Here is a 24,914-nt window from a genome sequence, read left to right as displayed (position 1 = left end):
ATCATCGAACAATTCTTTTCCTAATACTGCTGGCGCTAGAAGGAAAACAAAATAGTTTGAATATTTTATCCACCTACACTTACTTTTAGATCTATGTCTTGGAATCTTTCCGCAAACTCATACTGTTTTGAATTAAAGCGTGTGACGCAAAAATCAACGTTTGACAAATTACTCAATCGCTTAGCAGAGGATATTTGGATGGACTTTATGAAGGATGAGTTTGCACCTGAACACTTTGCGGACCTCGATATTCCCGAAAACAGAGAAGAGGGTATTCCATTCATTGCCAACGAACTCAACAACTACATCATCGAATTCAATTGCACAGATAAAGGGGCGTCATTTGTCGTCTACAGCGAATACGACACATCAGAACGATGGGACAGTGAACTCGTAGATAGCATCGCAAACTTTTTCCTCTTAAATAGCGATCAAGATTACTGCCTAGGACAATACGCCGCATTCGATAAAACTGGAGGTTACGCCCATCAATGGATCACAATCAAAGAGGGTGAGCAGACCTACACAATGAATATGCATAAATTCATGAACGCATTATCACAACACAAAAACTACTCTTTCCCCAGTATCAAAGAAATGAAAGTTTTTGCGGATAATCACCAACTCGGAAGCAACACTCTCCCAGTCGGTTTGGCATAGGTATTCAGTAACTGCTCGGTCCTGTGACCTGCAACTTCTGCTAAATCTGCAGGTGAATTTCCTAATGCCAACGCATGGGACAGAAACGTATGCCTTTGTGAATACAACCGCCTTACAGGCAGTCCTAGGCGCCTTAGAGAACGTTTCCATACGTGCTCAAGACCAGAGTCATACAAATGCTGATGCGTTCTTGGGGTAACGAACACCAAACCGCTTTTGATATTGAGACCCAATGCCTTCATGGTGGAGCGATGCTGCCTCAGCATCTCCACCACCTGGGGGTTGATCGGGACAACTCTGCTCTTCCCTGTCTTGGTTGGTCCCCAATACCTCTTATGAGTGGCAGTCCCATCTCTCTTCAGTGTCTTACTAATCAGCAGTTCACCGTCATCCAATCGAACGGCATCCCACGTCAGTCCAATCAGTTCTGAGTTCCTAAGACCAGTGCTCAACCACAACAAGAAGCAGGGGTAGAACCATTCCTCATTGGTATTAAGGTCTGCCAGCACCTGCTGGATCTCTTTCTTACTGAGGACCTCCTGATGGACACTTCTGGTTGGCACCTTGATGACCACTGATGCCAATGCTTTGTTCTTGGGTTGAACTGATCGAATCGTGCTGAGGATCGTGGACTGGGTGGATGCTGCCAATCCCTCTGCCTTCATCCATGCCAAGAAGCGATCAACCTCTGCCCTTGTCCTGATCGGCAAGCCAAACCGCTTCACCACTCGAAAGGCATGCGTCACCCTTGCTTGCCTCTTCTCCTCTGCTAGTGACCTGAGGGCATCGAGCAAATCCTGATCTCGCCCCTCCACCAGTGGGCGGTATCGATTCAGAGATAGGTCCAAATCTCCCTGCTGCGCATCCCGCCAGATCTCAGCGCAGATGGCTTGCCGCCTGGCTTGGGCAACTGGATCGTCGAAACGACCAATCCGATTAATGAAATGGTCACGCCCATCCAGCCTCAACCTGACTTGGAGAGCACCGTTGTTGTCCCTCACCCTCGGTGGCTTCTTCAAAATCCCTCTCCCTTGCATGGAAGTCGGGCTTAGGGAAGACATCCCTCAAAAGCCAAGCCAGATCAGCAGATCCAGTAGCTCTTCTTAGCCATTTGGCGTCTCAATGCGAGATCAGATGCCCTTTTGGCTTGGGTTCTGGCTTATGGATCTATGACAGACCTGAGCATCCCTGAGCGAATCCTTCAAAACCACTGCAAGTACAAGGCGTAGGTACACGTCGCCTCGCCCACGGCGACAAGCTCCATCACAAGTTCGCTGTGATCGACAACAAAACAGTGATCACAGGATCCTTCAACTGGTCACCTGCTGCAGCTCACACCAATGATGAAACCCTGCTGGTGATCCACTCACCCCAACTCGCCAAACATTTCACTCGTGAAATGAACCGCCTCTGGCGAGATGCGGAACTGGGGGTCACGCCACGGATTCGGCAAAAGCTGGAACGGCAGCGTGCCAAGTGCGGGAGTGGTTTGAAGAGAAGCTGAGATGGCTTGAGAGGTGGCTTAAGATGATTCAAAAATCTGAGCAGCAAATGGCTGGCTTTGGGAAGCCTCAAAAACACAAAAAAAGCATCAAGCAAGATGCGAGCAGATCACGAACAGAAGAAATCAAACAATCAATCACTAAATACCAACAAGGAGACCTAGAGGGCGCAAGGCTTTCACTAGATAATATATTACAAGCAGATCACTAGAATAGCTTTGCCCTCGGATTCTTGGCAACGATTGAGAAAGCACTAGGCAACAGCCAAAGAGCCTTAAAACTATTCAAAAGGTCAACAAACATAAGCCAAAATAATTCAGATATTCTTCAAAACTATTCAGGCTTGCTGGAAAAGCAAGACCTAAAAAACGCCATCCTATTATCAGACAAAGCAGTACATATCTCACCCGAGAACAGCAAGTATCTCGAAAGGAATGGATACCTAAAATGGCAAGCCGACGATCTTGGCAACGCCCTTGAGCAACGCTAAAAGCAATAAGCCTTAATCCAAGCCTTGTTACCGCCCACATGAACCTGGGCGGCATCTACAAAGATCTCGGCAACCTCGATTAAGCTCTTGCCTCCACTCTCAAATCACTCGAGCTCAAACCTGATAACCCCACAGCCCACATGAACCTGGGCGGCATCTACAAAAATCTCGGCAACCTCGATCAGGCTCTTGCCTCCACTCTCAAATCACTCGAGCTCAAACCTGATAACCCCACAGCCCACATGAACCTGGGCGGCATCTACAAAAATCTCGGCAACCTCGATCAGGCTCTTGCCTCCACTCTCAAATCACTCGAGCTCAAACCTGATAACCCCACAGCCCTCATCAACCTGGGAGGCATCTACAAAGATCTCGGCAACCTCGATCAGGCTCTTGCCTCCACTCTCAAATCGCTCGAGCTCAAACCTGATAACCCAGATGCCCTCATCAACCTGGGTGGCATCTACAAAGATCTTGAAAGAATTGAAGACGCAAAAACAGCTGTCAATCACGCCTTGAGGGCAACTAAAAAAGATACCAATATCGTTACCATAATTCTTGACTTTTACGACAGCATCAACGAAGAAGAGTTATTAGAAGAAGCAATTATCTGCCTAAAAAGCGCTCTTCCAAGCAAAAGCATACGCATCACGATGTACGAAGCTCGAACACAATTTAGGCAGAAAAAATACGAAGACAGCTGGGCAAAACTGCCGAGACTTAACCTTGCATCAAAGGACTTAAAAGACTGGTTTTGCATGTCAAAATATCATGCATTTAGAGCCCAAATTGCAGAAAAAATAATCAATACGATGATGCCTTCTACAGTCTTGAAGCTTCACAAATAGATCCACTGTACAAGTCAATAAATCACAAAAAAGAGCATTATCGAGTCCATGAATACATTTCTCTTTCTGAAAACATGTCCAAAGACAGAGCAAGCATAGATTTCATTAATCAAACTCAAAGTGATTCACACCCTGTATTTTTAATTGGCTTTCCTCGGTCAGGAACCACCCTATTAGACACAATCCTAAGAAGCCATCGCGCAGTGGAAGTTATTGAAGAAAAAGACCCTCTCCATCTTACAGAGATTTTAGGCATTAACAATCTGCAGAGACAAATTTCAAATTTCAACTCGCTTAAGGAAAACGATTTAAATGCAATGAGAAAGACTTACAACTCCAGGCTTAAATTTCACTCAAAAGATGCCGGCAAATTAATAATCGACAAGCTTCCATTGCACACAGTTGCTATTCCGCTGATTAACTTGCTATTTCCGAACGCAAAAGTAATCTTTGCATTAAGACACCCTTGCTACTCAATACTCTCGTGCCTCCAGCAGGTATTTACACCAAATATAGCCATGACAAATTTCACCACTCTAGATAGGTCAGTGGACTATTACGACAAAGTCATGAACGGCTGGATTACCTACAATGAAAACTTCAACGTAGACTACACAATATCCAAATACGAGGATTTACTGGACAATTTTGACGAGAGCGTTTTGAAAGTGCTCAAACATCTCAACCTACCCTGGGATGATGGCGTGAGAGAGTATAGGAACACTGCCAAGAATCGAGAGTTTATTAAACCCCCCTCCGCATTGCAAGTAGTTCAACCTCTTTACAAGTCATCTGTAGGCAGATGGAAAAATTACCAAAAATACTTTGCGGAACATATGGACAAACTTAACCCCTGGATTAATTATTTTGGCTATAGCATATAATAATCCTATCAATAAACAATTCCAATGCAAAAGGAGGGAGTCAAACCAATAATCCCATGAATAATTCTTCGACCTTTTACCCTAGATCACTTTATGCCGCCGAGCTAAATATAGAGGACTCACAGCTGAATGGTTAAGGACATTCGATACATAAGTATCTTCATTCCACGCCGTTCTCAATACCAACGATGCCTAACAGATACTCATGAGCAACTCCGAGTATTCACCTAAACCTTTTCCTATTCTCCGAAACAAAAAAACATTGGCATTGCCTCATTGGCAATTAAATCTGCTGATCCATAGCGAGAGTTCTTTCTCAGCATCTGCTTGAAAAGAGCCTCACTCTTCTTGTCTAACTTGATATTCATTGTCTTGGGAAATGATTGAAGTACAAATCTTCCATTGCCACTTTGTAACAACCAGACCTTGTCAATCTGTTCTTATGCATCAAGGCTCTTTCTTCATCTGACGAAAAGCATTTACTTCTCGTCGATTAAAGGAGACATTCGCAGAAGTGGTCTTAGTGATATACATAGTTTTTGGATAGAAAAGATAGCGATGTCAATTGATCAAGAATCAAACTAAACTCAAGAGGATGAGGCCTCAGGCAACAAGCTCACTTGACTTCTAGACAGCAATTGAATCTATTTATTCGATTTCAACCTTAAAACCAATCACTTTTAAATAAAGAAGTACTCCAAAGAGGGCTCAAGCGCACTTAAAGCGGAAGCAGTACGGGATCAAAGCTCAATAGCCATGATCCGATCGATTCATACTCAAAGGAGTCTTGAATCTGAATTTCCTATACCTTCATCACTACGTATAAGAGTTTCCAGCCAGAAACAGTTATGCATAGCCTGCAGTCATATTCAACTGAGGTTTATTTCAAGGGAATAAGGACTAATGATGCTCATCACTAAGGATCCTTCAATTACCCCTATTGAGATGTCTCGGGAGATGACGTGACCTCCAGAGGGCATCAGAGATGCCCTTCTGAGTTGGAAGACGAGTAAAACTCTTCTCATCACCACAACCATCAACAGCCTCTCGTGAGGGCACCTCAAAGTCCTTTGGTGAAGGCAGCAGCAGGTGGGCTGCATGCTCCCTCACGAAATCCAGCGAGGTCGTTGCCATGCCCCAGCGATGGCACTTAAACCTCCATCAATCTGTAGATCCTTTCTCGGGATGGAGATAACCCCTATGGACGTACCTAGGGGCATGACTGTCACGTTGGCAGTAGGGGCATCGAGCAAATCCTGATCTCGACCCTCCACCAATGGGCGGTATCGATTCAGGGAGAGGTCCGAATCCCCCTGCTGGGCATCCCGCCAGATCTCCACGCAGATGGCTTGTGCCATGGCTTGGGCGAACGGATACAACACAAGCTGAATCGGCAGCCATCCAGATGCGGGAGCGGGGTCAGCTGAGATTATTTTTGGAAAATAATATTAGCGGTATTGCATTAACCCTTCATGGCAATACTCTGATCAAACTATCCACAGAGGCTTGCTTAAGAGCCAGAAAACTGCTGGAAGATTCACAATTTCAAGCAATCAACCGAGAGCAGCAAATCAACTATCAAGAAAGACTGGCCTTTGAACTTCGCGAAAAAATTCTATTTTCCAGATTTTTAATCAACACATAAACAGAAGGTACAACCAGCAACGACAATGTGGTTCCCATCAAAAGGCCTCCAAAAACAACCGTACCAATTGACTGCTGAGTATTTGCGCCAGCATTTTGCGCAATCACAAGTGGGAAAAAGCCAGCAAGAGACGCAACGGATGTCATCAAGATAGGCTGAAGCCTTTCCTTTCCAGCTTCTGCGGCAGCTACAACAATATCGACTCCTTTAGAAACTCGTTGATCTGCCGCTTCGACAACCAGAATTGAGTTTTTAGCGGCAAGTCCTATTAACATAAGAAATCCTATTTGAGCAAAAATATTAATCTCCATTGATCGCAATTTAAGGAATACAAGACTGCCCAGTATGGCTATTGGGACTGTAATCATGATGACAGTTGAAGTAATGTAGCTTTCATACAACGCAGAAAGAACCAAGAAAACAGCCAATGCTGCCATCAAGAACAAGAAAACAATTGCAGAGCCTGAATTATTTTGGACTCTAGAAAGACCTGTAAACTCATAACCTATATCATTAAAATCAAGGGTTTCAAAAACATTTTTAATGTCATTGATAACCTGGCCTGTAGTATATCCAGGGGCAGGAACGACTTTATACTCAATTGAGCGTTGAAAATTAAAATGATTTATCTGTACTGGACTTGTTAGCAATTTATATGAAGCCACTTCTTTTAATTTTACAAAATCTCCTTTAGAGGTTTGTAGTGGGAAATTCATTATGTCATCTATAGTACTTCTATCCTGAGGTTGACTGATGATGTTGACATCTTTTGGACCTCCCTCTAATGATGTTTGAGTAACACGTGTACTGGTTGCGAAAGTACTAATCGTGTTTACAACTTCATCGTAGGTAAGATTAAGGGACCCGAGCAATGACCGGTCTATTTTCAGCTCATAGGTTGGGTTATCAGGAGAAAACTGGGTTGAGATGTTCTGGATTGACGATTGCTGAGATGATTTGTCTGAAAATTTCTGGGCTAAATCAAAGAACTCATTAATTGAATAACGGCCACTACTTTTGTCGATCAAAGATACAGTTGTAGAGTTATCCTCACCAAATCCTTGAATCATCGGATCTTCCAATACCGGTGGGAAAACCCTTGTTGGTAAAGGTGCTAGCTTTGTTGCAATGTTAGCTTTAATACTCTCAATACTCTGATCTTTTTTGCGACGCTGATCTAGCGGAGTTAAACTCATATATAGAAATATTAGGGCGTCATTCCTACTGTCGACAGCAACAAAATCAAGAAGGCCAGACTCTTTGTCTTCTTTTATACCATTTAATATTTTTCTTGCCTGGTTGCTAACAGGTTGAGCTGCTGTTAGCGATATTCCAGGATTGAGCAATAACAAACTACTTAAATTACCCATGTCTTCATTCGGGATTAAACCAGTAGGAATAATCCTAAATAAATACAGAGTTACTAACGCAAGTGGCAATAAAGACGCACAAACCAACTTGCTTCTCTTCAAAAAACGGCGCAAAAGATTCTCGTAAGTATTCTCAGTTTTTAAATAAAAACGATTGAAAGTTTGATAAACGTTCTCAATCTTAAATCCAATGATGGAAAATATAGCAATGCTAATCGGAATAGCAAAATTTCCAAAACTAGCTTTAGTGAAAAACCCCATCAAAAGACCTACAGCAGCTCCTAAGAATGCGGTAATCCACGGTCGCGTAGGTTTAGTCGGCTCTGAACTTAATAGCAGAGCAGACATCATTGGTGAAAATGTGAGCGCATTAAAAGTTGATATCGCAATGGAGCTTATGATTGTTATTGCAAACTGAATGTAGATGTTGCCAATAGGACCACTAACCAATGTCACAGGCAGAAACAAGGCTATCAGCACTAAAGAAGTGGATATAATCGCCCCTGACAAATCGTTCATTGACGCAAATGCTGCATCAACTGGATTCATTCCCTTTTTAATATTGGATGACACTTGCTGAACTACAAGAATTGCATCGTCAACCACCAGCCCTGTCGCCAACACCAGTGCCGTCATTGTGAGAAAATTTAGCGTAAAGTCAAAAAGCCTAAGAAATGAGAATGTACCAATAATTGAAATGGGTATGGCTAAGCCAGGGATTAAAATTGTACGCCAATTTTGCAAAAACAATAATAAAATAAGAACAACCAGAACTATTGCTAAGCCAAGTGCATCTTTGACATTAGCTATGGAATCCAATATAAATGCCTTGCGATCCCTGATTCGCACAACTTTGATTCCGGAAGGTGCAGCAGTTTTGAACTCCTCAATCACCTGGCCGACATTCTCACCTACCTCAACAGCATTACTGCCTGACTTAAGATTTACTGAAATAAATACACCAGGATAACCATTGCTAGATTTAATATCATGGTCAGCACTAGATGTATATTTGACATCGCCAATGTCTTTGACTCTTAAGACAGCTCCAGACTCTAATCGTTTTACAACAATGTTCTTGAAATCTGAAATCGATTGAATATATCCACTATTCTCAATCATTACTGAATAAAAATAGGTCTCTTTTTCGCCAACCCGTTGAGCACCAACAGATCCACCAGATGCGGGAGTATTCTGCGAATTAATACTCTGCTTTACATCCTCAGCACTTAATCCGTATGTACGCAACAAATTAGAATCTACTGAAATTTCGAAGAGAGGTCTTTGTGGGAAAATATCTAGTCTTCCAACTCCTGAAATCATTTGAATTTGCTTGTACAACTGATTTTTGACCAGGGTTGTTAAGTAAGCACTGTCATGTTGCCCTTTAGTTGAAGTGATTAAATAGTTAGCAATTGGCGTATCTGTAGTCTGCGAAATGTTAATCCCCCTAGTTTGAGTAATCTGAGGAAGAGATGACTTTGCTTGTTGGACACGATTTTGAACATCTAATGAAGCAGTGTCAGCCGAGGTATCAGGCTCTAAATGCAAAGTAATAGAGGTTGTATTAGATTTTGATGAAGAGGTAAAATACTCTACTCCTGGCGTATCTGATAAAATATCTTCTAATTGGTCTGTGATAGATAGTTCGACAAATGATGCATTTCCACCTGGGTATTCGGCAGTGACAGTGATTGTGGGCTGAGCAATATCAGGAAGAAACTCAATCGGCAAACTTTCGAAAGAAAGCCATCCGAGGATAAAGATCACCAGACTGCAAACACTGGTAAGAACTGGTCTATTGATGAAACGGTTAGATAATGACACTTATTAGTACTTTATTTAGAAGATTTAATTGAAACTGGAGTGCCATTGGCAAGCATACCTGAACCACTTATTGCAATCAAATCACCGGTATTTAAACCACCTAGAATACGAAAATAATCATCCTGCAATGTACCGAGCTTTAGGGGTGTGTCAATTGCAATTAAAGTACTTGCGGGCAACTTTGACATAGATTTTTTTTGATCAGGCGTGATATCTGAATCCTTTAGAAAAGTCTTAATTGGAATTAGTTTGTAAGTATACGGTTGCTGCGCTTTAAACAATGCCGCTGTAGCTGGCAAACCAGGAAGTTGTTCATCACCGATAATAATGCTTGATCGGATTAGCTGATTAGGCCGAAAGCCTGTTCCGTTAACAAAAACTGCTCTCACCTTCAAAGTGTTAGATGGCTGATAATTACTAATGTCACCGTCTAAATCAAAGTATGGAGGTATAAATGAAATCCTGCCCTCGCCTATTACATTGCTATTTGATACATCATACATTTTAACCTTCTGGTTCAACTTAATTTGCCCTGCTTGAAGAGCGGGAATAGAAATGTCAATTGAAAGATTTTCGTTATTGACAACAACAAAATTATTCTGGCCTTGCTCCAGACCTGTCTGCAAGTATTGCCCAGGGCTAATACCAGAAAGATCTCCTACAATCCCATCTATAGGAGAACGCATTGATCTTTTCGAAAGAGCTTCCTGCTTAGAAACGACATTACTCTGGGCTTCAATTGCTTTTATTTGTTTTTCTTCAGCTTGTTCCTTTTCTACACCGCCAACTAATGCTAATTTTTTATATCTATTTGCTTGTACAAGCGCTTCTTTCAGCTGCGCTTGCGCTGTTTTGAGATCTGCCCGTTCTTCTGCATCATCCAAAACAACCAATATTTGACCAGTTCGAACAGGGTCACCTTCTTTAACGAGTACTTGGGTTATCAATCCACTAGTTTGCGGTTTCAGTTGAATATATCCAGGATCAGTCAAAGTACCCTCTGCTTGAATGACATTGTCAAAATCACGCATTTGAATCCTCGTCGCATCAACCGGAATAAGCTGAGGGGTGGCGACTTTGCTTTGACAAGCTGCGACGATGGTGCAAAGACCATACACGAGGCCAACTTTAATCGCTAATCGCATTTTGGAGCAGACGTGCGAAGGCAAAATTGGGTCACTAAATTTGCCTAAGCCTAGCTCTTGAATCTGCTCTCATGTAATTCGTCAACAAGTATTTCACAGCGTTAGCACTTGCCAACAAAAAGGAACAACATCACTATTAACTAGGTCTTTATTTAAACATCGGATAGATAATTTTTAACTATCTGCTCCTGACACTGAAGAATTTCATGGATTGCAGTATCAATTCTAAAAGTTCATTCTGCAGAATCTGTCCAAGCAAACCGTACATGCCCGAATGATGCACAAGCGCGTATCAGTTGCAGGCTGACCATTGACTCATCATTGATTAGTTTACAAGGGAATCACAATTTGCATGCTGCTTACGGTCACAAGGCTGTTAGCTTTTTAATTAAAAGAACAAGCCCTCTCATCTTAATCTCATTCAACTCTCATTCAAAAATACCCGGACAAGGCATTGATTTATGAAAAACACTCCCAATGAATCCTCAGCCGAAGAGCTGGTCGATCAGCCTTATAAATATGGATTCGTCACGGAGATTGAAGAAGAAAAAATTCCCAAAGGCATCAATGAGGAGGTGATTCGTCTGATCTCTGCCAAAAAAGAGGAGCCCGATTTCATGCTCGAATTCAGGCTGAAGGCTTATCAAAATTGGCTGACACAGGATGAACCCAACTGGGCCAAACTTGGCTATCCAGCAATCGACTATCAGGATATCATTTACTATGCGGCGCCTAAAACGAAAGAAAAGAAACGAAGTCTTGAGGAGGTTGACCCAGAGCTTCTCGACACGTTCAGCAGACTTGGTATTCCTTTAAATGAGCAAAAAAGACTCGGCAACGTTGCCGTTGACGCCGTCTTCGACAGTGTTTCGATTGCGACAACTTTCAAAGAAAAGCTTGCAGAATTTGGAGTGATTTTCTGCGGCTTTGCGGAAGCGGTCAAGGAGCATCCTGAACTGATCAAAAAATATCTTGGGACTGTTATTCCCAGCAACGATAATTTCTTTGCGGCATTGAATGCATCCGTTTTCAGCGACGGCACATTCGTGTATATCCCCAAGGGAGTTGAATGTCCGATGGAGCTGTCCTCCTACTTTCGGATCAACTCCGGAGATGCAGGACAATTCGAGCGCACCCTGATCGTGGCGGAGGAAGGTGCTTCCGTGAGCTATCTCGAGGGCTGCACGGCTCCGATGTTCGACACCAACCAGTTGCACGCTGCCGTGGTCGAACTGATTGCGCTTGATGATGCATCGATCAAGTATTCCACTGTGCAGAACTGGTACCCAGGCGATGAGAACGGCGTTGGCGGTATCTACAACTTTGTCACCAAGCGTGGCCAGTGCCGCGGCGCCCGCAGCTGCATCAGCTGGACCCAGGTGGAGACCGGATCGGCAATCACCTGGAAATATCCCAGCTGCGTTTTAATTGGAGAAGACTCGGTTGGTGAATTTTACTCCGTCGCTCTGACACATCATCTTCAGCAGGCAGATACCGGGACCAAAATGATTCACATCGGCCCACACACACGCTCAACCATTGTCAGCAAAGGGATCAGCGCCGGTAAATCGAGCAACAGTTATCGAGGCCTGGTTCATGTCAATCCGTCAGCAAAAGGTGCACGCAATTACAGCCAATGCGACTCAATGCTGATTGGTGATAACGCCAGTGCTAATACCTATCCCTATATTCATTGTCAACAAATGAATTCTTCTGTGGAACATGAGGCCAGCACCTGCCGTATCTCAGAAGACCAGCTCTTTTATCTGCAGAGCCGCGGCATCGGATTCGAGGAGGCGGTCTCCATGATGGTCAGCGGTTTCTGCCAGGATGTTTATAACCAATTGCCGATGGAATTCGCGGCAGAAGCTGACAAATTGCTTTCACTTCGTCTGGAGGGAGCTGTGGGCTGAATCTTCCTCATCACAAAATAGACCATCACCGATTATCAGCCTATTTATTCCATGATCAATTCCGACGCCGAACTGCTTCTCGACATCAACGATCTGCATGCATCCGTTGAAGATCAGCCCATCCTCAAAGGCGTGAATCTCCAGATCAGAGCTGGTGAAGTTCACGCGATCATGGGTCGCAACGGCAGTGGCAAGAGCACCCTCTCGAAGGTTCTGGCCGGCCATCCCGCTTATCAGGTCACCGGTGGCAGTGTTCGCTATCGCGGTGAAGATCTCTTTGAACTGGAGGCGGAGGAGCGTGCACGCCTCGGTGTGTTCCTCAGCTTCCAGTATCCGGTTGAGATCCCCGGCGTCAGCAATCTGGAATTTCTGCGCGTGTCCACCAATGCTCGGCGTGAGAAGCGGGGCCAGGAAGAACTCGACACCTTTGACTTTGAAGACCACGTGCGCGAGAAGCTCAAGGTGGTGCAGATGGATCCTGCGTTCCTCGAACGCAGCGTCAACCAGGGCTTCTCCGGTGGCGAGAAGAAGCGCAATGAAATCCTGCAGATGGCCTTGCTGGAGCCGGTCGTGGCGATTCTTGATGAAACCGATTCCGGTCTTGATATCGACGCCCTGCGCATCGTGGCCGGCGGCGTGAATCAGCTTTCCGGTCCGCAGAACGCAACGATCCTGATCACGCATTACCAGCGGTTGCTCGATGAAATCACTCCCGACTACGTGCATGTGATGGCTGCGGGCCGCATCCTGCGCACCGGTGGGCGTGATCTGGCAATCGAGCTGGAGAAAACCGGCTACGACTGGGTTGATAAGCAGCTCGCTGCCGAGGGAGTGGCCTGATCATGGTGAGCAACGTACTGGCACCGGTGCAGCAGCGAGGACGTGAAGCCCTCCAGCGTCTTGGCTTGCCCACCCGTAAACAGGAAGCCTGGAGACTCACCGATCTCAAACGACTTGGGGCGGTTCATGACCTGCCGCTCATTGGCGCTGATGCGCGCACTGATCTGCCGGAGCCGCCACAGGGCGGGCTTCGCTTGCTGCTCGGTGATGAAGAACAGAATCCCTTGGAGGGGGTGACACTCCCCAGCGGCATCAAAGCCCTGCACAGGGATGAGATCGAGAGTCTCCTCGGTCGTGCAACAGATCACTGCGGATGCTCTGAAGACTGGACGGTGGAGCTCAACAAGTCCTCCAGCCGACACATCCTGGCGCTGCAGATCAGTGGCAAGGTTCCTCCGCTGGAACTCGTGATTGATGCCCGTGGCTCCGGCTTGATGGCGACACGTGTGTTGCTGATTCTTGATGAGAATGCCGAACTTGAGCTGCTTGAAGTCTTTCGAGCAGAGAGCGGAGTTGCCCATAGCCATCTCTGCGAAGTTCTGCTCGCTGAAGAATCACATCTTCAACATGGTTTGCTCTCGATTGGTGATGGCTCCAGCTCAATTCTGACAACACTTGCCATACAGCAGGAGCCGCGAAGCCACTATGCATTGTCTTCCTTTGTACAGGGTTCGATTTTTGCTCGAATTGAACCGAAAATCGTGCAACTGAGAGGCCAGGCATTCACATCACTGATGGGATTGGCTGTTGCGACCGATGAACAGCAGATCGGAGTGCACTCCTTCATGCGATTTGACGGGCCCGAGGGCGAACTTGATCAGTTGCAAAAAAGCCTGGTTTCAGGGAGATCACACACGATTTTCAATGGCTCAATACAAGTACCCAAGGAAGCGCAACAAACCAATGCCGCTCAATTGAGTCGTAATCTGATGCTGTCGAGTCGAGCACGCGTTGATACAAAACCGGAGCTTGAAATCATCGCTGATGATGTGAAATGCGCACACGGAGCCACGGTCAGCCAGCTGCAGGAAGATGAACTCTTTTATCTCCGCAGCCGCGGAATCACCGAAGTGGAAGCAACAGCATTATTGCTCAATGGGTATTGCCAGGAGGTGATTGATCACTTACCCGCAGGAGCTGAACGATGGCAGCTTTCCGAACGCATCCACAACGTGTTGATCACATCCGGTTGAGGCTGAGGAACTCAGGCCAGAATGCCGCCACGTTCTGAAACCACCCCATGAGACTTCCATCACTCCTTTTGGGGTTCGCCTTGATGCTCCCCGCAGGGGTTGAGGCCAAGATCAAAAAGGTTCCATTCCCGACCAGGGATGAACTGCGTTCACTCCAGCTGCTGGCTTACAGCTGCTCACGTGCGAACGATCAGGACAGCTGCCGGAAGACTCGCACGCTTGCAGATCCACTTATGGATCACCCCAGACTTTCGGCGGCATGCAAGGACACCGTCTGGGAACTTGTACAGGCCTCACAGGTGGTCACCACCAACAGTTTTCAGCGTCGTGACAGCATTGACCGGCCTGCACGCCGACTCACGTTGGTCTGCACGGAGCCTGAAAAACCCAAGCAGGAAGCACCCTCACCGACACAAACCTGAACCCTCAACGGTTCAATCCCATTCGAGGTTCGAGCGTGACAACAAACGGCAGCGTCAGTTCACTCCCGACTTCGAGCCAAATCTGACTTGATTCAGCGGATCGAAGCGAAGCTCACAGATTCGTTGTTGACAATCACCCTGATCGAGTTTTTTTGCCTGAACACGATGGTTGCAAGGGGTGCCTGAAGTGTCACCAACACGGTTCATTGCGGCTCAAAGAGAGCATCAGCAATCAGATGGTTAGCGCCCAAACTGCTTCAGAGACCATGGTGTCGTCGAGGTAGCTGCGACAAGTGGTCGCGCCGACAACCCTGAGAAGCCTCTGACATGTAAGGGTTCTAAGTATCTGCTCCCGTCAGGGATGACCGCCTCCCCCTCGGCCGAACCCGCTCAGATCGTTGTGCGGCTCGAAGCCCCCTTCACCGACCAGAAGCCGGGCACCTCCGGATTGCGCAAGAGCAGCCGGCAATTCGAGCAACCGCACTACCTCGAAAGCTTTGTTGAGGCAGTGTTTCGCACCCTTCCAGGTGTTCAGGGAGGCACATTGGTGCTCGGAGGCGATGGCCGTTACGGCAATCTGCGCGCTATCAATGTGATTCTGCGCATGGGCGCAGCCCATGGCCTGAACAAGGTGATCCTCACCACCAATGGCATTCTCTCCACACCGGCCGCGTCCAACCTGATCCGCAAACGCAACGCCATTGGCGGAATCATTCTTTCAGCCAGCCACAATCCAGGCGGACCGGATGGTGATTTCGGAGTGAAGGTGAATGGCTCTAATGGAGGCCCCACACCAGGCTCCTTCACCGATGCGGTATTCGAGTGCACCAAGTCACTGGAGCAGTACGCCACGGTTGAAGCCCCCGAGCTGACTCTCGTAACTCCAGGAACACACAACATCGGTGGTCTGGAGGTTGAAATTATCGACGGTGTCGATGACTGTGTGGCATTGATGCAGCAACTGTTCGATTTCGATCAGATCAGTGCTCTCCTGCGCAGCGATTTTCCACTGGCCTTTGACGCCATGCACGCCGTCACGGGGCCTTATGCCAAACGTGTTTTCGAAGATCTGCTGGGAGCAGCAGCAGGAAGCGTACGCAATGGAATTCCACTCGAGGATTTCGGCGGCGGACATCCGGATCCCAACCTCACGTACGCACATGAATTGGCCGATCTTCTCCTCAAGGGAGACGACTACCGCTTCGGTGCAGCCTGTGACGGCGACGGCGACCGCAACATGATCCTCGGCAACCGTTGTTTTGTGAATCCGAGCGACAGCCTTGCCGTGCTGACCGCCAACGCCACGCTTGTACCGGCCTACGCCTCAGGCCTTACAGGCGTGGCGCGCTCCATGCCGACCAGCTCCGCCGTTGACGTTGTCGCGAAGACGCTGGGTATTGAATGCTTCGAGACGCCAACCGGCTGGAAATTCTTTGGAAATCTCCTGGATGCCGGACGCATCACACTCTGCGGCGAAGAAAGTTTCGGCACCGGCAGCAACCACGTGCGTGAAAAAGACGGCCTGTGGGCCGTGCTGTTCTGGTTGCAGATCCTCGCGGCACGGCGTTGCAGCGTGGCGGACATCATGAGCAGCCACTGGCAGCGCTTTGGGCGGCACTACTACTCACGTCATGACTACGAGGCAGTGCCCAGCGACGCCGCCCATGGCTTGTATGACCGTCTCGAAGGCCTATTGCCTGGTCTGGTCGGCCAATCCTTCGCCAATCGCAACATCACTGGAGCCGACAATTTCAGTTACACCGACCCTGTGGATCAGTCGGTCACCAAGGGCCAGGGCTTACGCATCCTTTTGGAGGACGGCAGCCGCATTGTTGTACGCCTCTCTGGCACCGGCACCAAGGGGGCGACCATCCGGGTCTATCTGGAGAGCTATGTCCCGAGCACCGGTGATCTCCATCAGGATCCCCAGATCGCTTTGGCAGAGATGATCAGCAGCATCAACTCACTGGCGGAGATTCAGCAGCGGACAGGAATGGACCGCCCCACCGTGATCACCTGAGCGTCAGCGACGCCGCTGCTGACGCTCAGTTGTCTTTTGAGAGCGATACTCCTGCTCAGGCGCACTCTCCTGGAGCTGACGGATGCTCTCGACCGATGAGCCAAACAGCATCGCGGAGGCGATCACGACGCCTCGCAGATAAATCAATCTGGTGCGAGGAATCTCCGCCGGTGTATTGCGAACGAATGTGCCAAGAAAAATCGTGAGGATGATGCCGATGCAGGCACCGATGAGAGCAGCCCAGAGAACTTTGAAACCGTTGAATCCACTTGGTGCATACTTCATGAGCTGATCAGTGGAGAGCCGTCATCAGCGCTTGACGGGGATCCCTCAGATGCACCACCCGCCTGCCCAAGCAGAGACTTGAGAACGACATAAAACACCGGGATAACAATGAGCGACAGAACGGTGGCAATCAACAGACCACCGAACACAACAGCTCCGAGAGACGTCTGACTGCGAGCGCCTGCACCGCTGGCGAAGACCAGCGGCATGAAACCAAAGAGCGAGGAAATCGCCGTCATCAAGATCGGCCTGAGGCGGGAACCTGCTGCAAAACGTGCAGCCTCCAGTGCATTCGCACCAGCCTGCATCCGCTGGTTAGCCATATCCACAATCAGGATTCCATTGCCAGCCGCCAGGCCGATCAACATCACCAGACCCACCTGTGCGTAGACATTAAGCACCTCACCCCGCAAGGCCAGGAAGGCGAGTGCGCCGAGCATGGCTGTCGGTACCGTCATCAGAATGATCAGCGGATCGGAATAACTTTCGTATTGCGCCGACAGCACCAGATACACCGCGAGGATGCCGAGCGCAAAGATCACCACTGCCAGGGCACCGGCCTTCACTTCCTCACGGGAAATTCCAGTCCAGTCGAAACTGAGGCCCTGCGGACTGAAGGTCTCAAAGATGCCCTTCATTGCCGTGATCGCCTGACCAGAGCTCTTTCCGGCCGCAGGCGCTCCTTCGATTTTGATGGCCCTGTAGAGATTGAAGTGAGGTACCACCGTGGGGCCGAGTGTTTCACGCACGCTGAAAAACTCCGCGAGCGAAATCAGATCACCGTTGGAGCTTTTGACGTAAAGAGCTGAAAGGCGCTCAGGGGTCGCACGGCTCTCAGCATCAGCCTGCACATAAACCCGACGCACCTTGCCCTCCTGGAAGGTGTCGTTCACGTAGAGGCCGCCGAAGTTGATGCTGAAGGTCTTCATCGCAGCTCCGAAGTCAACGTCAACGGCGGCCATGCGATCACGATCCACCTGAATCTCGATCTGTGGCGATTCAGGAGCGAACAGCGTGTAGACACGATTGAGATCAGGGTCTGCGTTACCCGCCTGGATCAGGCGCCCTGCCGTGCTGTAGAAATCAGCCAGGCTGTAGGCCCCACCACTCTGATCGAGAAGCTGAAACTCGAATCCACCTCCGGTGCCATAACCAGGAATGGCCGGAGGTTCAACGACGAACACCCTGGCACCATCCACCGACCGGGCCAGCTTTTGATTGAGCCTTCCGACGATCGCCCCCACGGTCTGGTCCCGCTGCTTTCGCTCAGACCAATTGCTGGTGCCGAAGAAGAACAGGCCCTTGTTGGGACTGTTGCCATCCAGGCTTGCACCGCTGAACACGGACGCCGCAGTGATGTTCTTTTCCGTGCGCAGTACGGCAGCCACCTGCTGGTTAATCGCTTCAGTGACCTGTGTGGAGACGCCCTCCGGCGCCTGCACCACGCCAATCGCATAACCCTGATCTTCAATCGGCACAAACCCACCGGGAATGGCCCGGAAGGCAACGGCCGTGAGCAGGATGCCGATGCCGAGGATGCTCATCACCAGTCGACGTCGACCGAGAGCCCACTCCAAAGCGGCGGCGTAGCGGCTCTCCATCACGGCATACCCGCTATTGAATTGGCAGAAAATGATTGGCGTGAACCAACCCAGAGTCAGTCCCAGAGCTGGATAGAGCATCACGGGGATGACCCGACTGACTCCAACAAGAATCAAGCCGGTAATGGCTCCACCGATGGTGAAGGGCAGTGTGACCGGTCGATCGATCAGGCGGCCAAGCAGCAGACCAATCAAGGCACCAACAGCCATCGGGATCATCACCAGAGGCGCCCCAGCACCAACCACCAGCAACCCATACACAAAACCGATCACCATGCCTGCGATGGCATAGCTCCGACGTCCGGGATCCTTTGATTCACGCGCCAGCAGCAGTGCTGACAACATCGGCGAGAAGGTAAGAGCGTTGAAAGTGGAAATGGCGATCGAGAAGATCACCGTGGCCGCGAACTGTTTGTAGATCGTTCCTGTCGCACCAGGGAAAAACAGAACTGGCAGGAACACTGCGAACTTCACCAGCGAGGTGGCGATGATCGCTGAGAACAGCTCATCCATGGTGGCTTTCGCTGCCTCCAGGGCCGTCATCCCCTCCACTTTTTTGGTGGAAGTGTCCTCGATCACGGTGATCGCATCGTCGACCACGAGACCCGTGGCCAGCACCAGACCGAACAGCGTCAGCTGATTCAGGGAAAAGCCGAAGCCCAGGACCAGGCCAAAGGTGCCGATCAATGCCACAGGGATGGCGATCCCCGGAACAAGAGTGGCCTTCCAGTTCTGAAGAAACAGGAAAAGAATCAGAACCACAAGCACCACGGCATCCCGCAGGGAATTCACCACGCCCTGGATGGAGGCACTGATGAAGTCGGTGTTGTCGTAGATCTTCTCCATCTTCATGCCCACAGGCATGGTCATCTCAAAGTCAGCGAGCACCTGCTTCACACCGTCCGACACCTCGAGAGCGTTACTGCCTGAGAGCTGATAAACAGCCAAACCAACAGACGGAACCCCCTGAAGGTCGGTGGCGCTGACGGCATAGGACTCACCACCAAGCTGAACGCTGCCCACATCCCGGAGGCGTACCAGACCACCCTCCTCAGCGGCTCGCACCACCATCTGCTCGAAGTCCTCAACGCTGCGTAGGCGGCCCTGCAGCTGCACAGTGAAGGTGAATTGCTGCCCCTTCGGTGAGGGCTCACCGCCGACCTGACCAGCAGGAACAAGACGATTCTGGCTGGACAGCTGATTGACCACATCACTGGAGGTGAGGCCAAAACTGGCGAGCTTGTCGGGGTCAAGCCACAGCCGAAACGCCAGTTTTCGATTACCGAAGTAGGTGAGATCCCCGACACCGCTCACCCGCTTGATGGCATCGGTCAGATTCAGATCCAGCAGTCCACTGATCGTCTCAGCGCTGTAGGTGATCTGGTCAGGATCCGCGCTGCCGAAGTTGTAAACGAGCAGAATCGAATTGGACGCTTTGTTGACGCTCACGCCGGCCTGACGTACCTCCTCAGGGAGTTGCGGTTCGGCCAGAGCCACACGATTCTGAACATTGACCTGGTTGATGTCACCGTTGGTGCCGCTGGCGAAAGCCACATCAATGGAGCTGACCCCGTCCGCGGAACTGTTGGACCTGATGAAGTCCATGTTCTCGACACCGTTGATCTGCTGCTCAAGAACACTGGTGACACCCTCCTCAACAGAAACGGCATCGGCACCGGTGTAGTTGGCCCTCACCTTGACGGTGGGAGGAGCAATGTCCGGGAGGTTTTCGATTGGAAGGATCGGAATCGCAATCAATCCCACGATCACGATCAGAATGCTGCAGACCGTTGTAAGAACGGGTCTGGTGATGAAATTATTCGAGGCGGACATGACTCAGTCGCTCAGTTCTTCACCTTCACCGGCACACCGTGACGCAGGCTGAGCAGATTGCTGGTGATCACGTTCTGCCCCAGCTTCAAGCCTTTGATGACGGGATAGCGATTGTTCTGCAGGGCACCAAGATTGACCGGCGTTTGCAGCGCAAACAGAGTGCCGGGAGAAATCACGCCGCGATCAATTCCCCGTTTGATCCTGTCCAGGTCAGCCTTGCCAGGCTGTGCTTCAAGCTCCTTGAGCGTTCCAACACGGAACACAAAGCTCTGGCCGGACGTCTGCGTTACGGCAGCAAATGGAACGGAAGGCTGCTGGCGGGAGTCCAGCTGAACCCTGGTGCGCAACCTCTGACCGTTACGCAGCTTGCCATCTGGATTGGGGAACTGCGCCATCACCAGAAGCGCCTGTGTTCCAGAGTTGATTCCGGGGTCAACCGACATTACCGAGCTCCTGGCCATCACCTCGTTCCGGCCAGGAAGACTGAGCAACACCGGCAGTCCAATCCTGATGCGGTCGGCATAGGTTGAAGGCACCTCCACCCTGGCCTTGAGGGAGTTGTTGCGAATCAACTTGGTGAATGGGTCGCCATTTCTCACCACATCCCCGACCTGCACAGAGATGTCTGCGACTGTTCCAGCGATCGGTGACTGCAGATTGCTGTAGGCCAGGGTGGCCTCCTGAGCTTTGACCTCTTCTCTAGAGGCGATGTAGATCGCACGCCGTTGATCACGCTCTGACGCTTCCGCAGCACCCAGAGGCACCAGGAATTCATAGCGTTTCAGCTCTAGCAGATCCTTTTGCTCTTTGGCTTTCAGTCCGGCCAGCTTGGCCTGCTCCTGAGCCTGATCAAGGGTCATGAGCAACTGCCCCGGGATCACCCGATCTCCCTGGGTGATCTTCAGTTCAATGATCCGGCCTGATGCCTGGGCAGCAAGCTGAACCAGATCGCTGGCTTCGAGGGTGCTGACCGTATCGACGTCATCGGTGAATGCAGACTCGGTGACTGCAGCCTGCTGCACCTCTGGCAGGGGTCTTTTCGGGTCACCACCTTTTCCGCAGGCACCGAGGATGAACAGCGTCAGTGCGAAAGGTAGGAAGGGTCGGGTGAGACGCACAGCCATGACTCAATCGGCCGCATTATGACGGCGTTCTCGATGTCAAAGGCTCAACTTGAGCAAGAATCATCCGATCGGGAGTCAATGCCGTGGGCGGACCTTTGAAACAGGATCTGTTCAGCCATCACGGAGAAGCTGCTCGGCTGAGGCAGGCACCCCTCGCCGATCGGCTGCGACCCCGCACTCTCGATGAATTTGTGGGGCAGGGAGCGATCCTGGCGGAGGGTCGCTTACTGCGGCGAGCCATCTCAGCTGACCGTGTCGGAAATCTGATTCTGCATGGCCCACCAGGGGTCGGAAAGACCACCCTGGCGCGGATCATCGCCAATCACACAAGAGCCCATTTCAGTTCTCTCAATGCCGTGCTCGCCGGCGTCAAGGACCTGCGCTCTGAAGTGAACGATGCCGGTCAACGGCTCGAACGCCATGGGCTGCGCACCATCCTGTTCATCGATGAGGTGCATCGTTTCAACAGCGCCCAGCAGGATGCTCTGCTGCCCTGGGTGGAGAACGGCACGCTCACCCTGATCGGTGCCACCACTGAGAACCCTTTCTTCGAAGTCAACAAGGCGCTCGTCAGTCGCTCCAGGCTGTTTCGTCTGCAGAGCCTGGGTCCGGAAGACCTGAATCGTTTGCTGCAGACAGCACTCCACGACAAGGAGCGTGGCTACGGCGAACGCCATGTGGAGATCAGCGCTGAGGCCTCTGACCACCTCGTCAATGTGGCGGGAGGTGATGCGCGCAGCCTGCTCAATGCGCTCGAGCTCGCCGTGGAAAGCACCCCTGAAAATCAGCAGGGCGTGATCGCCATCGACCTTGGCATTGCGGAGGAATCCATTCAGCAGCGCGCCGTGCTCTATGACAAGCAGGGTGATGCGCACTTCGACACGATCAGTGCCTTCATCAAATCCCTGCGGGGCTCGGATGCCGACGCTGCACTGTTCTGGCTGGCACGGATGATCGAAGCCGGTGAAAACCCTCGCTTCATTTTCCGGCGCATGCTGATCTCTGCCGGCGAGGACGTGGGCCTTGCGGACCCGCAGGCGGTGGTGGTGGTCGAAGCCTGTGCCGCGGCCTTTGAGCGCATCGGCCTGCCGGAAGGACTGTATCCACTGGCCCAGGCAGCTCTGTACCTGGCATGCACCGAAAAAAGCAACAGCACCAGCGGCATGTTCGAAGCGCTGCGTCAGGTGCGTGAAGCACAGGGACAGGATGTGCCTCCTCACCTGCGCGACGCCAACCGCGATGGCGATGCCTTCGGTGACGGCAAGGGCTATCGCTACCCCCATGCCTTTCGTGAACACTGGGTGGCACAGCAGTACCTGCCCAGCGCTCTGCAGGGTGAGGCCTTCTGGTCACCAAGTCGCCAGGGATGGGAGGGACAACGTCGCGAACGGATGCTGGAACGGCGTGCCGCTCAGCTGGCGGCATCAGCCGAGGCGGTCGACGAATATCCGCTGTTGGTGAGCAGCGGACCGGAGCAACCCCAGCTGGAGCGTTGGCTGCAACGTCAATTGTCCGTGGATGGCGAACGTCTGCAGGAGCTGCGTCAGAGATTGTGGTCCGATCTTTGCTGGCAACGCACAGATCGCGTACTGATCATTGGAGGACGTTCACTGCTCTGGTCGCTTGATCCCCTCGGATCCGTGGCCGAGGGCGGGCTCACCATTCTCTGTTCGTCCTCAACGGAACAGCTCCGGCTGGAAGCGCAATTGCAGTTGCTTGATCCTCTCCATCAACCAGCTGTCCTTGCCGATGGTGCGGCACTGGAGCAACTGAGCCCTGACCACCTGTTTGAAGTGGTGGGCGGGCGACTGAATCAGGAGGATCTCAGATCTCCTGACCTTGAGATTTTTTGGACTCAGTTGAGCTCGCGTTCGACACGCGGCGCTCAGTTGAGGTTGTTGCTGAGTGAACCCCAACTGGGGCCGGCGGGAGGGTTGCTGGAGCTTGATGCGCGCGCTGGAGAGACAAGCAGTTCTCAGTCATCGCTGAAGACCCTGGCCTCACTGGAATCGATCTGGCTGAATCAGGCGGAACAGCGCCGGTTGCTGCTGAATCAGCTGGAGCGGTGCGGTTGGGTGACGAATCAAAGCAGCTGGGAGGAATCGCTCAAGCTCTCTATTGAGCCAAGCCTGATCGAACGCTGGCTCGGAGCAAACCGCCCATACCGAAGAGCGCTTGAAGGAACCGGTGAAGTCAGTGAAGCCGCACTGTCTGAACTGCGTCGCGGGCTTTTGCGGCAACGGGGCAGAGCTCTGCCCCAGAGTCTTCGTCACTGGCGTATCGAAGGCCGACTGGACTGAACGCCTACAAAAAAAGCTCCGGCAGTGCCGGAGCTTGCAAGACGCATTTGAAGAAACCGGAAGGGTTTCCAGCGATCACCAGAGGCCGCGAACGGGAGCTGCAGGTGCTGGCTCCTCAGCGGGGAGAATCTGATTGGCCTGCACACATGCGGGCAGGAACACGTACCAGGACAGCAGTGAAGTGGACTGAGGCTCGTCAAGACCTTCCTTACAGACGTTCTGAGCGCCATCAGAAAGGCCGTTGTCGTTCAGACGGAAGTCGACGGGAAGCTCTCTCATGATGCCTGCGGAGGAAATTTCTCCATCAGCAGCATCGAGAATGATGGCGGAGCGAAGGGCTACCACTGCAGTCTTCTTCTTCTGCCAGTAGGGGAAGTAGCTGCGGGTCTGGTCATCCAGAAACGCCACGCCATCGGCGGAGTACAGGAAGCGAGACACACCAACAAGATCCACGTCGTAGGTCTTGGTCATGCCCTCTTGAATTTCTTCAGCAGTCCAACCGGAGTTGTTGATACCTGCTTGAAGAGCACGGTCAGTGATTTCGCCATCGTTGAAGAACTTGGCGAAAGCTGATGCTTTGGTGGTCCAGACAGCGCCACCGGACACCCAGCGCACAGGGCGCTTGGTGCCAGCTTCAGCGGCGACAGCCAGAGTGGAAATGGAAGCGGCGGCGAGAGCGCCGGCTGCAAAACGGGTGAACACGGACGGCGAGAAAAGACGTCTTTTTAATCATATCCGTAGGAAAAAGAGTTGCCAACAAAACGGGGGCTAAAAACGCAAATGAGGACAAATTCGCCTCAAAAGGACCACTCAAACAAGACTCATGAATCTCAATGGATGCATGGATCTCGGAGTGAAGCGTCTCGATTGATTCGCGCGTTACGTGAAGTCCGTCCCGAGAAGCATCGGTTTCACTTGAATCCAAAGTTATCTGATTTGAACGAGTCAATCGCCTTATCAGGAAACTGATGCTGTTTCAGGTTGCATCCAGCAGCAGAAGCTCAAACAGTCA

At 50.5% G+C, this 24,914-nt stretch carries 18 protein-coding genes and 1 pseudogene; 11 read left to right on the top strand and 8 right to left on the bottom strand.

What is annotated here, in order from left to right; all coding sequences use genetic code 11:
• Positions 1-93 precede the first annotated feature (93 nt).
• Positions 94-660, top strand: a complete 567-nt coding sequence (locus SIB83_RS09465; protein ID WP_413745662.1) for a hypothetical protein — start codon at positions 94-96, stop codon at positions 658-660.
• Here the strand turns inward: SIB83_RS09465 and SIB83_RS09460 are convergent.
• Positions 618-1,628 (bottom strand): site-specific integrase, encoded by a 1,011-nt coding sequence (locus SIB83_RS09460; protein ID WP_413745661.1) that lies wholly within the window; start codon positions 1,626-1,628, stop codon positions 618-620. The genes SIB83_RS09465 and SIB83_RS09460 overlap by 43 nt on opposite strands.
• A 248-nt stretch (positions 1,629-1,876) precedes the next feature.
• Between SIB83_RS09460 and SIB83_RS09455 the strand changes: the two are divergent.
• The 4 genes and pseudogenes from SIB83_RS09455 to SIB83_RS09440 all read left to right on the top strand — a co-directional run.
• Positions 1,877-2,164 (top strand): annotated as a pseudogene (locus SIB83_RS09455) (phospholipase D-like domain-containing protein); the annotation flags it as partial.
• Between the two features lie 230 nt (positions 2,165-2,394).
• Positions 2,395-2,652: a hypothetical protein gene (locus tag SIB83_RS09450; RefSeq protein ID WP_413745660.1), complete on the top strand. Its 258-nt coding sequence runs from the start codon at positions 2,395-2,397 to the stop codon at positions 2,650-2,652.
• Between the two features lie 140 nt (positions 2,653-2,792).
• Positions 2,793-3,500, top strand: coding sequence for a tetratricopeptide repeat protein (locus SIB83_RS09445; RefSeq protein WP_413745659.1), 708 nt, complete (start codon positions 2,793-2,795; stop codon positions 3,498-3,500).
• 74 nt (positions 3,501-3,574) lie between these two features.
• A complete protein-coding gene (locus SIB83_RS09440; protein WP_413745658.1) occupies positions 3,575-4,384 on the top strand; it encodes a sulfotransferase family protein in 810 nt (269 codons plus the stop codon).
• A 1,106-nt stretch (positions 4,385-5,490) separates the two neighbouring features.
• Here SIB83_RS09440 and SIB83_RS09435 read toward each other — a convergent pair.
• The 3 genes from SIB83_RS09435 to SIB83_RS09425 form a co-directional block, all read right to left on the bottom strand.
• Positions 5,491-5,742 (bottom strand): hypothetical protein, encoded by a 252-nt coding sequence (locus SIB83_RS09435; protein WP_413745657.1) that lies wholly within the window; start codon positions 5,740-5,742, stop codon positions 5,491-5,493.
• A 220-nt stretch (positions 5,743-5,962) separates the two neighbouring features.
• Entirely contained in the window at positions 5,963-9,169 is a 3,207-nt protein-coding gene (locus SIB83_RS09430) for an efflux RND transporter permease subunit (RefSeq protein ID WP_413745299.1), read from the bottom strand.
• Positions 9,170-9,237: 68 nt separating this feature from the next.
• Positions 9,238-10,371, bottom strand: a complete 1,134-nt coding sequence (locus SIB83_RS09425; protein ID WP_413745656.1) for an efflux RND transporter periplasmic adaptor subunit — start codon at positions 10,369-10,371, stop codon at positions 9,238-9,240.
• 461 nt (positions 10,372-10,832) lie between these two features.
• Here SIB83_RS09425 and sufB point away from each other — a divergent pair, with 461 nt between their 5' ends.
• The 5 genes from sufB (at position 10,833) to SIB83_RS09400 (ending at position 16,759) form a co-directional block, all read left to right on the top strand.
• A complete protein-coding gene (gene sufB / locus SIB83_RS09420) occupies positions 10,833-12,284 on the top strand; it encodes a Fe-S cluster assembly protein SufB (protein WP_413405322.1) in 1,452 nt (483 codons plus the stop codon).
• Positions 12,285-12,335: 51 nt separating this feature from the next.
• Positions 12,336-13,124, top strand: a complete 789-nt coding sequence (gene sufC / locus SIB83_RS09415; protein ID WP_413745655.1) for a Fe-S cluster assembly ATPase SufC — start codon at positions 12,336-12,338, stop codon at positions 13,122-13,124.
• Between the two features lie 2 nt (positions 13,125-13,126).
• A complete protein-coding gene (locus SIB83_RS09410) occupies positions 13,127-14,317 on the top strand; it encodes a SufB/SufD family protein (protein ID WP_413745654.1) in 1,191 nt (396 codons plus the stop codon).
• 47 nt (positions 14,318-14,364) lie between these two features.
• Positions 14,365-14,739 carry a hypothetical protein gene (locus SIB83_RS09405; protein WP_413745653.1) on the top strand — a complete coding sequence of 125 codons (375 nt, stop codon included), beginning with the start codon at positions 14,365-14,367 and terminating at the stop codon, positions 14,737-14,739.
• Between the two features lie 361 nt (positions 14,740-15,100).
• A complete protein-coding gene (locus tag SIB83_RS09400; protein ID WP_413745652.1) occupies positions 15,101-16,759 on the top strand; it encodes an alpha-D-glucose phosphate-specific phosphoglucomutase in 1,659 nt (552 codons plus the stop codon).
• 3 nt (positions 16,760-16,762) lie between these two features.
• Here SIB83_RS09400 and SIB83_RS09395 read toward each other — a convergent pair whose 3' ends face one another.
• The 3 genes from SIB83_RS09395 to SIB83_RS09385 are packed head-to-tail and all read right to left on the bottom strand — an operon-like array spanning position 16,763 to position 21,602.
• Positions 16,763-17,044 (bottom strand): hypothetical protein, encoded by a 282-nt coding sequence (locus SIB83_RS09395; RefSeq protein ID WP_413745651.1) that lies wholly within the window; start codon positions 17,042-17,044, stop codon positions 16,763-16,765.
• Complete coding sequence (locus tag SIB83_RS09390) at positions 17,041-20,478, bottom strand: efflux RND transporter permease subunit (RefSeq protein WP_413745650.1); 3,438 nt, start codon at positions 20,476-20,478, stop codon at positions 17,041-17,043. Before SIB83_RS09390 ends, SIB83_RS09395 begins: the two co-directional genes overlap by 4 nt.
• 11 nt (positions 20,479-20,489) lie before the next feature.
• Positions 20,490-21,602, bottom strand: coding sequence for an efflux RND transporter periplasmic adaptor subunit (locus tag SIB83_RS09385; RefSeq protein WP_413745649.1), 1,113 nt, complete (start codon positions 21,600-21,602; stop codon positions 20,490-20,492).
• 95 nt (positions 21,603-21,697) lie between these two features.
• On the opposite strand from SIB83_RS09385, the gene SIB83_RS09380 reads away from it, so the two are divergent.
• Positions 21,698-23,902, top strand: coding sequence for an AAA family ATPase (locus tag SIB83_RS09380; protein WP_413747346.1), 2,205 nt, complete (start codon positions 21,698-21,700; stop codon positions 23,900-23,902).
• A gap of 75 nt (positions 23,903-23,977) precedes the next feature.
• On the opposite strand, the gene SIB83_RS09375 is transcribed toward SIB83_RS09380, so the two are convergent.
• Positions 23,978-24,604 carry an alpha/beta hydrolase gene (locus tag SIB83_RS09375; protein WP_413745648.1) on the bottom strand — a complete coding sequence of 209 codons (627 nt, stop codon included), beginning with the start codon at positions 24,602-24,604 and terminating at the stop codon, positions 23,978-23,980.
• Between the last annotated feature and the right edge of the window lie 310 nt (positions 24,605-24,914).

This window comes from Synechococcus sp. MIT S9507, assembly GCF_047304715.1.
In the GTDB taxonomy this organism is placed as follows: Bacteria; Cyanobacteriota; Cyanobacteriia; order PCC-6307; family Cyanobiaceae; genus Synechococcus_C.
Note: the sequence above shows the minus strand (reverse complement) of the source record. Positions and strands in the feature narration are given on the sequence as shown.